This is a genomic window from Cupriavidus sp. SZY C1 (genome assembly GCF_032190535.1).
GTDB lineage: Bacteria > Pseudomonadota > Gammaproteobacteria > Burkholderiales > Burkholderiaceae > Cupriavidus > Cupriavidus pauculus_C.
The window spans coordinates 301,048-313,929 of the sequence record NZ_JAUANU010000003.1 but is presented as its reverse complement, the minus strand read 5'-3'; the positions used below and the strand labels follow the sequence as shown (position 1 = coordinate 313,929).

11 protein-coding genes are annotated in these 12,882 nt (G+C 71.8%); 8 read left to right on the top strand and 3 right to left on the bottom strand.

What is annotated here, in order from left to right; translation table 11 throughout:
* Window positions 1–6 precede the first annotated feature (6 nt).
* From QTN24_RS07715 to QTN24_RS07695, 5 genes are all read left to right on the top strand, one after another.
* The gene (locus QTN24_RS07715; protein WP_313836174.1) at window positions 7–1,146 is read left to right on the top strand and encodes an FAD-dependent oxidoreductase; all 1,140 of its coding nucleotides are present in this window, start codon (window positions 7–9) and stop codon (window positions 1,144–1,146) included.
* Window positions 1,130–1,432 carry a (2Fe-2S)-binding protein gene (locus QTN24_RS07710; protein WP_124686509.1) on the top strand — a complete coding sequence of 101 codons (303 nt, stop codon included), beginning with the start codon at window positions 1,130–1,132 and terminating at the stop codon, window positions 1,430–1,432. Before QTN24_RS07715 ends, QTN24_RS07710 begins: the two co-directional genes overlap by 17 nt.
* Window positions 1,429–2,901, top strand: coding sequence for an NAD(P)/FAD-dependent oxidoreductase (locus tag QTN24_RS07705; protein WP_313836163.1), 1,473 nt, complete (start codon window positions 1,429–1,431; stop codon window positions 2,899–2,901). The genes QTN24_RS07710 and QTN24_RS07705 overlap by 4 nt, the downstream gene beginning before the upstream one ends.
* 111 nt (window positions 2,902–3,012) lie before the next feature.
* Entirely contained in the window at window positions 3,013–3,978 is a 966-nt protein-coding gene (locus tag QTN24_RS07700) for a Bug family tripartite tricarboxylate transporter substrate binding protein (protein WP_253700220.1), read from the top strand.
* Window positions 3,979–4,056: 78 nt separating this feature from the next.
* On the top strand, window positions 4,057–5,133 hold the full coding sequence (locus tag QTN24_RS07695; RefSeq protein WP_313836159.1) for an AbrB family transcriptional regulator: 1,077 nt from the start codon (window positions 4,057–4,059) through the stop codon (window positions 5,131–5,133).
* A 16-nt stretch (window positions 5,134–5,149) separates the two neighbouring features.
* Here QTN24_RS07695 and QTN24_RS07690 read toward each other — a convergent pair whose 3' ends face one another.
* Window positions 5,150–5,992, bottom strand: a complete 843-nt coding sequence (locus tag QTN24_RS07690) for a DMT family transporter (protein WP_313836157.1) — start codon at window positions 5,990–5,992, stop codon at window positions 5,150–5,152.
* Window positions 5,993–6,090: 98 nt separating this feature from the next.
* Between QTN24_RS07690 and gcvA the strand changes: the two genes are divergently transcribed.
* From gcvA to QTN24_RS07675, 3 genes are all read left to right on the top strand, one after another.
* A complete protein-coding gene (gene gcvA, locus QTN24_RS07685; protein ID WP_313836155.1) occupies window positions 6,091–6,978 on the top strand; it encodes a transcriptional regulator GcvA in 888 nt (295 codons plus the stop codon).
* Between the two features lie 191 nt (window positions 6,979–7,169).
* Window positions 7,170–8,384 (top strand): putative DNA modification/repair radical SAM protein, encoded by a 1,215-nt coding sequence (locus tag QTN24_RS07680; protein WP_313836152.1) that lies wholly within the window; start codon window positions 7,170–7,172, stop codon window positions 8,382–8,384.
* Complete coding sequence (locus tag QTN24_RS07675; RefSeq protein ID WP_313836151.1) at window positions 8,381–9,871, top strand: UdgX family uracil-DNA binding protein; 1,491 nt, start codon at window positions 8,381–8,383, stop codon at window positions 9,869–9,871. Before QTN24_RS07680 ends, QTN24_RS07675 begins: the two co-directional genes overlap by 4 nt.
* Window positions 9,872–9,883: 12 nt before the next feature.
* Here the strand turns inward: QTN24_RS07675 and QTN24_RS07670 are convergent, their stop codons facing one another.
* Both QTN24_RS07670 and QTN24_RS07665 read right to left on the bottom strand, forming a co-directional pair.
* Window positions 9,884–10,846, bottom strand: a complete 963-nt coding sequence (locus QTN24_RS07670; protein ID WP_313836150.1) for a LysR substrate-binding domain-containing protein — start codon at window positions 10,844–10,846, stop codon at window positions 9,884–9,886.
* 71 nt (window positions 10,847–10,917) lie between these two features.
* A complete protein-coding gene (locus tag QTN24_RS07665) occupies window positions 10,918–12,762 on the bottom strand; it encodes a CocE/NonD family hydrolase (protein ID WP_313836149.1) in 1,845 nt (614 codons plus the stop codon).
* Window positions 12,763–12,882: the final 120 nt, after the last annotated feature.

Below are 12,882 nucleotides of genomic sequence, written 5' to 3'. Positions count from 1 at the left end.
CCGCTGATGGCTGCCGCCTCCCCCCGTTTCCCGGTCTTCGACGTGGCCGTCGTGGGCGGCGGCCTGGTCGGCTCGGCCGTGGCCTACGGCCTGCGCGACCACGCCGGCACCATCGCCGTGCTGGACGAAGGCGACATCGCGCTGCGCGCATCGCGCGGCAACTTCGGGCTGGTCTGGCTGCAGAGCAAGGGCTACGGCCTGGGCACCTACAGCCGCTGGACGCTGAACTCCACGCGCATGTGGCCGCGCCTGGCCGCGCGGCTGGCGCAGGAAACCGGCATCGACGTGGCGCTGGAGCAGAAAGGCGGCCTGACCCCGCTGATGGGCGACTACGAAGTGGAAGCGCGGCTGGCGTGGGTGCAGACGCTGATGGCCCAGCCTGGCGTGGAACCGTACGAGTGGAAGCTGCTGGACCACCACCAGGCAGCCTCGCTGGTGCCGGGGCTGGGGCCCGACGTGACGGGCGCGATCTGGACGCCGCACGATGGCATCGTCAACCCGCTCAAGCTGCTGCGCGCGTTCCATACCGCGTTCAGCACCAGCGGCGTCGAATACCTGCCGCACCACGGCGTCACGGCCATCGCGCGGCAGCCCGGCGGCGAATTTGCGCTGACCACGCCGCAGGGCGACATCCGCGCGCGCAAGATCGTGCTGGCCGGCGGCCTGCGCAACGGCGACCTGGGCCGCATGGTCGGCATCGACCTGCCCATGGCGCCGCAACGCGGCCAGATCCTGGTGCTGGAGCGCACGCGCCGGCTGCTGGACACGCCGATGGTCACGCTGCGCCAGAACGACGAAGGTAGCTGGCTGGTTGGCGATTCCCAGGAAGACGCGGGCTATGCCGAGCAGGTCACCACGCTGCCGGTGCTGGCAACGCTGGCCGACCGCGCCGTGCGCACGCTGCCGGCGCTGCGCGATGTGCGCGCGGTGCGCGCGTGGTCGGCCCTGCGCGTGCGGGCCAAGGACGGCTTTCCGGTCTACGAGCAGTCGCCCACCCAGCCCGGCGCGTTCATCGTCACCTGCCATAGCGGCGTGACGCTGGCCGCCACGCACGCGCTGCACCTTGCCCCAATGATCGCCGCCGGCGCGCTGTCGCCGGACCTGGCCCCCTTCTCGACCCGGAGATTCCATGTTCAGACGCATTGACGCCGCCGAACCGGCCGGGCGCCCCGTACGGCTTACCGTGGACGGCGTGCCACTGGCCTGCCGCGAGGGCGACAGCGTGGCCGCGGCCCTGTTCGCGGCCGGCGTGCTGGCGTGCCGCGACACCGCCGTGTCGGGCGCCGCGCGCGGGCCCTATTGCATGATGGGCGTCTGCTACGACTGCCTGGTCCGCATCGACGGCCGGCCGAACCAGCAGGCATGCATGACCCGCGTGCGCGACGGCATGCGCGTGGAGCGCCAGATCGGCGCGCGCGAGGTGGCGGCATGAGCCTCGACGTGACCAACTGCGACGTGCTGGTGGTGGGCGCCGGCCCGGCCGGGCTGGCGGCCGCCACGCAGGCGGCGGCGCTGGGCCTGTCCACGGTGCTGGTCGACGAACAGCCAGCCCCGGGCGGCCAGATCTATCGCGCGATCACCAGCACGCCCGTGCAGGACCGCGCGATCCTGGGCAAGGACTACTGGCATGGCGAGGCCCTGCTGGAACCGTTCGCCCGCAGCGGCGCGCGGCACATTGGCGCGGCCACGGTCTGGTCGATCAACGCCCGCGAGCCGCAGCCGGACGGCGCCGCGGCAGGCTTCGAGGTCGCGTACTCCGTGGCGGCGCCCGGCAACGACCCGCAGGCCGCGCTGCTGCACTGCCGCCATATCATCCTGGCCACCGGCGCGCAGGAGCGTCCCTTCCCGATCCCCGGCTGGACGCTGCCCGGCGTGATCACGGCCGGCGCGGCGCAGATCCTGCTCAAGACGTCCGGCGTGGTGCCCGATGGTCGCACCGTGCTGGCCGGCGGCGGGCCGCTGCTCTACCTGCTGGCGTACCAGTACCTGCAGGCCGGCGTCCGGCTGGAGGCCATCCTGGAGACGACCGACAACGGCCAGCGGCGCCACGCGCTGCCGCACGCCTGGGGCTTCCTGCGCTCGCCGTACCTGCGCAAGGGCCTGACGATGCTGCGCGCGGTGCGCAAGGCCGTGCCGATCGTCAGCAACGTGACCGCGCTGGAAGCCATTGCCGGCGACAGCGGGCTGGTGGCCGAACTGCGCTACGAAGCCGGCGGGCAGCGCCGCACGCTGGCCGTCGACCAGGTGCTGCTGCACCAGGGCGTGGTGCCGAATACGAACCTGTCGCGCGCCATTGGCGCCGAGCATGTCTGGAACGACCGGCAGGACTGCTGGGAGCCGCAGGTGGACGGCTGGGGCGCCACGTCGGTGCCGCATGTGAGCATCGCCGGTGACGGCGCCGGCATCGCGGGCGCCATGGCCGCCGAGCACCGGGGACGCATCGCCGCGTTCGGTGCCGCCACCGCGCTGGGTGCCATCGACTCCGCCGGGCGCGACGCCGGTGCCGCGCCGCATCGGGCCGCGCTGGCCCGCGCCACGCGGGGCCGGGAATTCTTCGAGGTGCTGTACCGCCCGCTGCCGCAGTTCCGCCGCCCGGTGGGCGACACCATCGTCTGCCGCTGCGAGGAAGCCACGGCCGAGCAGGTGCGCCACGCCGCGCGCATCGGCTGCCAGGGGCCGAACCAGCTCAAGGCGTTCCTGCGGTGCGGCATGGGCCCGTGCCAGGGCCGCTTCTGCGGGCTGACCGTGACCGAGCTGATTGCCGACGAGCAGCAGCGCCATCCGCGCGACGTGGGCTACTACCGGCTGCGGTTCCCGACCAAGCCGGTGACGCTGGGCGAGATCGCCACGCTGCCGCAGACGCAGGCATCGCGGGACGCCGTGGTGCGATTCAAGAAGTAACGCAACACCCATACCTATCGAGCGGGACCGGCGCAGGCCGGATCCCGCCAGCCAGACCAGCACAGCGACGCGCACCCTGAGAGCCACCCCAACCTTCCAACGAGACTCAACATGGCGTTTACCAAGATCGTCCCCGCTCTCGCCCTTGCGCTGGCCGCTACGCACGGCCTGGCGCAGGAGCTGCCCCCCGGCCCCATCCGCATGCTCGTCGGCTTTGCGCCGGGCGGCGGCAACGACGTCATCGCGCGCACGGTGTCCACGCAGTTCCAGATCAACACCAAGACCACGATCGTCGTGGAGAACAAGCCCGGCGGCGGCAGCACGCTGGCCACGGCCGAGATGGCGCGCGCCCGGCCGGACGGCTCGGTGCTGCTGCTGGGCTCCGTGGGCGGGCAGGCCATCGCGCCGTCGATCTACAGCAAGCTGCCGTACGACCCGGTCAAGGGCGTGCAGCCCGTGTCGCTGGTGGCCCGGTCGGCCAATGCGCTGGTCGTCAACAACGACCTGCCCGTCAAGACCGTGCAGGAGCTGCTGGCGTACGCCCGCGCCAACCCCGGCAAGCTCAACGTCACGTCGCCCGGCAACGGCACGATCTCGCACCTGTCGGCCGAGCTGTTCAAGAGCATGGCGGGCGTGTCGATCACGCACATCCCGTATCGCGGCGATGCCCCGGCCATGCAGGACGTGATGGCCGGCCAGGCGCAGATGACGTTCGCCAGCCTGCCGTCGGCCAAGGCCGGCGCCGATACCGGCAAGGTGCGCATCATTGCCGTGACCGGCAGCAAGCGCGTGGAGACCATGCCGAACGTGCCGACCATCGCCGAATCGGGCGTGCCCGGCTACGAGGTGGTGTCGTGGTACGGCGTGTTCACCACCGGCGGCACGCCGATGCCCACCGTGAACCGCCTGGCGCAGGAGATTGCGGCCGTGGTGGCGCAGCCGGCCATCCGCGACACCATCGCCAAGCAGGGCATGGAGCCCAGCGCGCTGGGGCCGGTGGAATTCACGCAACTGGTGAACCGCGACACCCAGAAGTGGGAAAAGGTCGTCAAGGCCGTCGGCATCAAGCTGGACTGAGCGGCGGCCCGGTGGCGGGATAGAATCCAGCCTCCGATCCTCGTCGATCTCCCTCCACGGGCGCCCCCGCCGCACGCGATGTCGAACCAACGCTGGGCCTTGCACTGGCCCGTCGTCCTGGCCTGTACGCTGGGACTGGGCTGGCTGCTGCAGCCGGTGATCGCCACGGCCAGCGTGCTGGTGGCGGCGATGGCCTGCGGCATGGCCGCCGGCTGCCTCGACGTCCGCCTGCGCATCGCGCCCCGGCTCACCGCCCTGGCGCAGGCGCTGACGGGCACGGCCATCGCCAGCACGCTGCATCTTTCCGAACTGCTGGAAGCGGCATCCGACGGACTGGTGGTGCTGGGCGTGGCGCTGACCATCGGCAGTGCCGCGCTGGTCGGCTGGCTGCTGGTGCGGTATTCGCGGCTGCCCGGCACGACCGGCGCGTGGGGCAGCCTGCCCGGCGCGGCGTCGATCATGGGCGCGCTGGCCACCGACAACGGCGGCGACGGCATCCTGGTCTCGCTGATGCAGTACCTGCGCGTGGTGCTGGTGGTGGTCACCGGGCCGCTGGTGGCCCATGCCATCGTCGATGCCCAGCCGCTGGCGCCGGCGGCACTGACAGCGGCCACGCCGCTCGCCGGCACGCCGTGGCAGATCGGCACGCTGGCCGCCTTCGGCATCGCGGCGCTGGGCTGCTGGATCGGCACGCGCTTTCGCATCCTGGCCGGCGCCTTCCTGGTGCCGATGGCGCTCGGCGCCGCGTGGGTGACCGCCGTGCCGGTGCCGGTGGTGGTGCCCGCCCCGCTGCTGGCCGGCTGCTTCGCGGTGCTGGGCTGGACCATCGGCCTGCAGTTCCGGCGCGACCTGCTGCGGCCCCTGGTGGCGTCGCTGCCGGTCATGCTGGCCGCCATCGTGGCGATGATGGCGCTCTGCGCCGCGGCCGCCTGGCTGATCTCGGCCACCGGCGACGTGAGCTTCCTGACCGCCTACCTGGCTACGTCGCCCGGCGGCGTCGAATCGATCGTCGCCATCGCGCTGGGCACGCACGCCGACATGAACTTCGTCGTCGCCACGCAGACGCTGCGGCTGTTCTCGGTGGTCGTCTGCGGGCCGTGGATCGCGCGGCGCATTGCGCGCGGCATCGGCCGGGACATCGCCGGCGCGCCGTGACGCGCCCGCGCCCGGCTCAGAGCCCCAGGCAGACGGCCCCGGCCGCCACCACCACGCAGGCCACCCAGCGCGCGGGGCTGACCGCCTCACGCAGCCATACCCGGCCGATCAGCACCGCAAACACCACGCTGGTTTCGCGCAGCGCCGACACCATGCCCATCGCCCCGGCCTGCAACGCCCAGATCACGATGCCGTAGGCGGCCACCGACACCAGCCCGCCGCCCATCGACGACACCGCCGACCACGGCGCCGTACGGATCGGCGCCCAGAACGCCTCGCTGCCGCGCGCCGCGACGAACAGTACCGGCATCAGCCAGTAGAACAGGAACATCCACGCGGCGTAGCTCACCGCCTGCCCGCCGGAGACCCGCACGCCGATGCCGTCGATCACGGTATAGAGCGCGATGATGGCCCCCGTGGCCAGCGCCGCCCACACGCCCGCGCCGGACACGCGGCGCCCCTGCAGCGAAAGCGCGATGATGCCGCCCGAGATCATGACGATGCCCAGCGCGTGCACGGGCCGGATCGCTTCCTGCGCGAACAGCGCCGCGCCCAGCGCGACCAGCAGCGGCGACGAGCCGCGCGCGACGGGATAGGCCACGGCCAGGTCGCTGCGGCGGTAGGACCGCACGAGGCTGACGTTGTAGACGATATGCACGAGCCCGGACGCGACGATGTACGGCCACGCGGCGGGGTCCGGCAGCGGGGACGTCAGCACCACCGGCGTGGCCACGGCCGCCATCGCGACGCTCATCCACGTCATGGACCAGAAGCGGTCGCGATTGCCGTGCAGCATCGCGTTCCAGCTCGCGTGGAGCACCGCGGCCAGCAGGACGGCACCGCCGGACAGACTCAGCATGGGGATCCCCAGGGGCAACGAAGCGTGCAGGTTATCTATCTTGTAGCCGCGCGACAAACCAGATAAATTGGCCGCTCGCCCCAGAAAAACTCTCTCCAATGGACAAGCTGCCGCCCCTCAATGCCCTGCGCGCTTTCGAGGCGGCCGGCCGGCTCGGCAGTTTCAAGGAGGCCGCCGCCGCGCTGCACGTGACGCCGGGCGCCATCAGCCAGCACGTGCGGCTGCTGGAGGACTGGCTGGGCGCGCCGCTGTTCGAGCGGCACAACCGGCGCGTGCAATTGACGCCGGCCGCCCGCGCCTACCTGGACGACATCGGCCCGCTGTTCCAGCAGCTTTCGCAGGCCACGGCGCGCTATGGCGTGCCACGGCCCGTGTCCCGTACGCTGTCGGTCAATGCGCCGGCCACCTTCACGCTGCGCTGGCTGGTGCCACGGCTGGGCCGCTTTCGTGCCGGGCATCCAGACGTGGAGGTCAGCGTGGAGACGTCCAACGATCCGCTGGACAGCCTGCAGGCGCCGCACGACATCATCATCCGGGGCGGGCCGGACACGTTCTACGGCTTTGCGATGCGCCCGTTCCTGACCGAGGAACGGCTGCCCGTATGCAGCCCGGCGCTGCTGGACCGGCAACCGCTGCGCGAACCGGACGACCTGCGGCACCACACGCTGCTGCATACGTCGAGCCTGCCACGGCTCTGGCCCGACTGGCTGGCCCGCGCCCGCGCGTCGGACCTGACGCCGGCCGCGACGCTGACCTTCGACCACTTTTACCTGACGCTGCAGGCCGCCATCGATGGCATCGGCATCGCCATCGGCCCCACCGCGCTGGTGGCAGACGACCTGGCCGCCGGCCGGCTGGTCATGCCGTTCGACGCCCCGCGCCTGCCGTCGCGCACCTACTGCACCTACGTGCCGGACGCGCAGGCCGAAGACGCGCGCGTGGCGCAGTTCCGCACATGGCTCGAACACGAAGGCGCGGCCGGCTGACGCGGCGCGGCCGTGCTCGGCTCGATATCGACCGGCTGCGACGTGACGCCCAGACCGCCAAAAACGCGCTGCGCGCCTGACGAATCACCCGCCGCGCGGCGCCTGCTGCCTTTTTCGACGCTGACGAAAATGCGAGATTGCGCAATTCCGGCGGTCGCGTAGAATACTGTATATCCATACAGTACCGCGTCATGGAACTGCTCAAGAAACTCGAAATCCTGGCCGATGCGGCGAAATACGACGCATCGTGCGCCAGCAGCGGCGCGCCCCGGCGCGACTCGCAAGGCCGGGCCGGGCTGGGCGCCACCACGGGCGCCGGCATCTGCCACAGCTTCACGCCGGACGGCCGCTGCGTGTCTCTGCTAAAAATCCTGCTGACCAATTTCTGCCAGTACGACTGCCAGTATTGCGTCAACCGGCGCTCCAGCAACGTGCCGCGCGCCCGCTTCGTGCCGGCCGAAGTCGTCAACCTGACGCTGGAGTTCTACCGCCGCAACTACATCGACGGGCTGTTCCTGAGCTCGGGCATCATCCGCAGCGCCGACTACACGATGGAACAACTCGTGGCCGTGGCCCGCGCGCTGCGCGAGGAGCACCAGTTCCGCGGCTACATCCACCTGAAGACGATTCCCGACGCCGATCCGCGCCTGATCCGCGAGGCCGGCCAGTACGCCGACCGCCTGAGCGTCAATATCGAATTGCCCACCGACGGCGGCCTGCAACGGCTGGCGCCGGAAAAGAACGTCCACACGATCAAGCGCGCGATGGGATCGATCCGGCTGGCCCAGGAGGAAGCGGAGACCGAGAAGCGGCCGCCGGCGGCCCGCGCGCCGGCTGGCCAGAGCACGCAGATGATCGTCGGCGCCGACGAGGCCGACGACCGCACGATCCTGCAGACCGCGCAGACGCTGTACGGCGCGTACAAGCTCAAGCGCGTCTACTACTCGGCGTTCAGCCCGATCCCCGACAGCCCGTCCGCGCTGCCATCGCAGGCGCCGCCGCTGCTGCGCGAGCACCGGCTGTACCAGGCCGACTTCCTGCTGCGCGGCTACGGCTTTCGCGCCGAAGAGCTGTTCCAGGCCGACGGCGCGCTGCCGCTCGACATCGACCCCAAGCTGGCCTGGGCGCTGGCGCATCGCGAGGCGTTCCCGGTAGACCTGAACCGCGCGCCGCAGCGGCTGATCGCGCGCGTGCCCGGCATCGGCATGCGCAACGCCAAGCGGCTGGCGGAGCTGCGCCGCACGCGGGCCATCCGCTACCAGGACCTGATCCGGCTGCGCTGCGCGATGGATACCGTCAAGGCGTTTGTCGTCACGCAGGACTACAAGCCGGCGCTGGCCGAGCCGACTTCCGACCAGTTGCGCCGCGCGCTGGCACCCGCGCCCCAGCAACTGGCGCTGCTATGAACGACGGCGTGGCGCCCGTGCTCGTCGTCGAAGGTGGGTACGCCGGCTGGCGCAAGCAGGCGCTGCATGCGCTGGCGCAGGGCTGGCGGCCAGAGGCGGTGGTGTGGGAAGGCGGCGGCGAGACCGCTGCTGGCGAGGCCGGCCAGTTGTCGCTGGCGATGGATGCGGCGCCGGCGTCGTCTACTGTCGACGCCGGCGCCAGCACCCTCACGCTGCGGATTTCGAAAGCATTGGCCGACCTGCTGCGCGACGCCGCCGCGCACCGCTCGCCGCAGCGCTGGGCCTTTCTGTACCGCGTGCTGTGGCGCTGGGCGCAAGGCGACCGCTCGGTAGCGTCGGCGGCCGACGAGGACGGCGCGCGGCTCTACGCGATGGCCAAGGCCGTGCGGCGCGCGCAGCACGACATGATCGCCTACGTGCGTTTTCAGGAGCGCCGCCCCGACATGACCGTCGGCACCGGTGACGACCTGCCGCAGTACCTGGCCTGGTACGAGCCCGACCACGATGTGCTGCCCTACGCGGCCGAGCACTTCGCCCGGCGCATGGGCGGCGCCACGTGGTGGATCGGCACGCCGGACGGCGCCGCCACCTGGGACGGCCGGACCATCCGCTACGCGGCCGCGCCGGCGGACCCGGCGGCCTTCCGCGCCGGCGCGGACCAGATCGAGCCGCTCTGGATGGCCTACTACAGGAACATCTTCAACCCGGCGCGGCTCAACGAGGCGGCGCTGCACCAGCATATGCCGGTGCGATTCTGGAAGGGGCTGCCCGAGGCGGCGCTGATTCCGGGCATGATCGCCGACGCCCGCAACGGCGCCCGGCGCGTCGGCCAGGCGGCGAACATCGGCGGCATGCGGGGCAAGCGCGTGGCGGTGGACGCCGAGCAGGCCCAGCCCGTGCGCGCCGCGCCGACATCGCTGGACCAGTGCCGCAACTGCGACCTGTGGCGCCACGCCACGCAGGCCGTGCCCGGGCGCGGGCCGGACACGGCGCGCATCATGGTCGTCGGCGAGCAGCCCGGCGATCAGGAGGACCTGTCGGGCGAGCCATTCGTCGGCCCGGCCGGACACGTGCTGGACGAGGCGCTGCGGCGCGCCGACGTGCGGCGCGACAGCGTCTACCTGACCAACGCGGTCAAGCACTTCAAGTGGTTCGCGCGCGGCAAGCGGCGCATGCACAAGACGCCGGGGCAGCTCGAAGTCGATGCCTGCGCGCACTGGCTGGACCAGGAGCGCGAACGGGTGCGGCCGAAGGTGATCGTCACGCTGGGCGCGACCGCGCTGGGCGCCGTGGTGCACGAGAAGATCCGCCTGCGCGACGCGATGGCGGCACCGCTGCGGCAGGGCGATACGTGGATCGTGGCGACATGGCATCCGTCGTACGCGCTGCGCGTGGATGGCCCCGGCGCGCGCGCCAATGTCGAAGCTGAAATCGAGGCCGCGCTGGCGCTGGCCCGGAAGCTGGCTGACGAGGCGCCGGCGCCGTGAGCGCGGCAGGCGTCAGCCGCCCTGCCCGTCCGCGTCGCGGCGCGCACTGGCCAGGCTGCCCAGCGGCGTAACGCCCTGCCACGCCTGCGAGGCGATGGCGTCGACGATCAGCCGCAGCAAGGCATCCTCCACGGTCTTGCACGCCAGGCTCAGCCGCGCGGCGCCCGCCACGCACAGGAACACGCGCCGCACCAGCGACGAATCGGAGATCGGCACGCACGCGAACGCGCCCGGCGGCTCGGTGGCCAGCGCGCTCCACGGCAGGATGGTCCAGCCCATACCGGCGCTGACCGCCGACAGCAGCACCGACACGGCGCTGGTCTCCGCCACGAGCTTCAGTTCCAGCCCGGCGGCAACGAACGCGCGGTCCGTCAGCACGCGTACCGAATTCGGAAAGCTTGGCAGCAGCAGCGGCAGCGCGGCCATCTCGGCCAGCGTCAGCGGCATGTCGCGCTGGGTGCTGGCCGGGCCCACGGCCATCAGGTCCTCGTCCAGCAACGGCACGAGGTGCATGTTCGGGCGCTGCTGCGCGTCCATGGCGATGCACAGGTCGAGCTTCTGCGTGGTGACCAGCTCGGCCAGGTCGGCGCTGCTGCCTTCGACGATCTCGACCGTCACGTCCGGCACGTTGCGCGTGACGAACTGCAGCAGCGGCACGGCCAGCACGCGCGACGTACTGGTGGGCAGGCCCACGCGCACGTGGCCCGACGGCACGTCGCGGCCATGGCGCACCGCCGCGTGCGCCTCTTCCATCTGGCGCAGCACCATCTTGGCGTGGCGGTACAGGATCTGGCCCGTCTCGGTGGGCCGCGCGCCGAACGGGCCGCGCACCAGCAGCTTGGCGCCCAGTTCGGCTTCGAGGTTGACCACGTGCTGGCTCAGCGACGGCTGGGCGATGTGCAGCGCATCGGCCGCGGCGGTGATGCTTTCGAGCTCGACGATGCGCGCGAAGTAGCGAAGCTGCCGGAAATCCATGACGACGGGAATACTTGGGGGCGGAAGCCCACTCTAGCACTTCACGTGCCGGGCGGGCATCGGCCCGGCCGTCAGCGCCCGCTTGCCGGCGCGGCCACGGGCACGTCGAGATGGCAGCCGTCAGGGCCCAGCGCCAGCGTCAGCACCGGCGGACGGCCATGGGGCACCTGCGGAAAGTGGCCCCGGTCGGCGCCGGCAATCGACACGCGCAGCCGGCTGCCCGCGGCCAGCGTCCACGCCACGGGCAGCAGCGCGAAATCGAGCGCGACGGGCACGCCCGGCGTCAGCCGCTCGGCATCGGCACGGCGATGCGCGCGGTAGGGCCACGTCGTGCGATACGCGGGCGGGCACGGCTCGGTCTTGCGATGCGACGCGCGCAGCATGCCTTCGGTGATGTAGCGCACCGTGCCGTCGGCCTCCACCTCGGACAGGTAGACGAACACGGCCGCGTCCGGCTGCGACGACGCCACCTGCAGGTGCGCCACCACGTGCCCCGCGAGCGACAGCGGGGCCGCCAGCGGCGCCGTGTCGAAATGCGGCAGCGCCGCCTCATGCCGGCCCCAGTCCGCGTAGTAGTCCTCGATATTGGCCGCGCCCAGGCGCTCGTAGCGCGTCTGGCGGCCGGTGGTCCAGTCGAAGCTGACCTGGGTGGACACCGTGGCGGGCACGTCCGGCGGCGTCCCGGTCAGCGCGCCGCCATCGGCCAGGTGCAGCCGGGTGGCGGCCGGAGCCGGCGGCCACGAGTCGGCCGGCTGCCACTGGTTGTCGTGGATGCTGTGGTAATGCACGCGCGCCTCGCGCTCCAGGCCCGTGTGCAGGCCCAGCAGGTGGTGGTCGAAGAAGCGCAACACCTCGCCCAGCAGAGGAAAGCCCGACGCCGCGCTGTCGCGCCACGGCGAGACGTTCGTGCGGGCGCCGTGGTCCCAGGGGCCCAGCAGCAGGCGGCTGTCGTGCGACGGCAGCGACAGGAAGCGCGTGATGGCGCCGTTGGCGTAGCCGCCGCCGTCGTACCAGCCCGAGATCGAATAGACCGCCACGTCGGGCGCGATGCCGTCGAGGTAGCGGTACGGGCTGCAACTGCCGGAATCGAGCGCGGGGTCGTGGAACGCCGCGCCGTCGCGATAGGCGAACTCGGGGGCCAGGTCGGCCAGCGTGAAGTTGTTGCGGTGCTCGGCGACGGCGGCGGCCACCAGCGTGCCGTCGGCGTCCTCGTCGGTCCGCTCGGGGCCCGCGAAGCTCGGGTCATTGAAGTACGGGAACCCGGCCACGAGGTCGCGGCGGTCCTGGTCCAGCGCAAGCATCAACTCGTCATACGCTTGCACCCACACCTTCGACAGCATGCCGCCCGGGTAAAGCTGCTCGCTGTAGATGTCGGACACCGAGAACAGCGGCGCGATGGCCTTGACGGCCGGATGGCCGGTACTGGCCAGGAAGCACGCGGCCGCGCCGAGATAGGAGATGCCGGTGGAGCCGATGCGGCCGTTCGACCACGGCTGGCTGGCGATCCATTCGGCCACTTCGTAGTAGTCGTCGCGCTCGGTGGGCGACCGCAGCGCGTCGCGCGTGCCGAAGCTGGCGCCGGTGCCGCGCACGTCCACCACGGCCACGGCGTAGCCCTTGGGCACGAAGGCGTCGCGATACTTGGCGCCGTTGGGGCTGGGCTCCGCGCCCGGGTGCGACAGCCGGAAGCGCCGGTAATACGGCGTGAAGATCACGACCGTCGGGAACGCATCGGGCGCCTGCGTGCCCGGCAGCGGCTGCGGCAGGTACACGTCGGCGGCAAGCCGGCAGCCATCACGCATCGGCAGGTAGCACGACGCCGGACGGGCCGGCACGAAGAACGCGGAGGGGCGGCTGGCCAGGTAGGCGGACGGCGGGGTCAGCCAGGCATTGCCACGGGTGTCGATGTCGGACATGGGAGCTTGAGCGGTGGGGATCGGGTAACGCCGCCATGGTACGGAGCCGCCCGGGCCTTCCGGAAAGACGAAATTCCGATCCCGCCATAGCCCCGCCCTATGGCCGATGGCGCTGGGGCA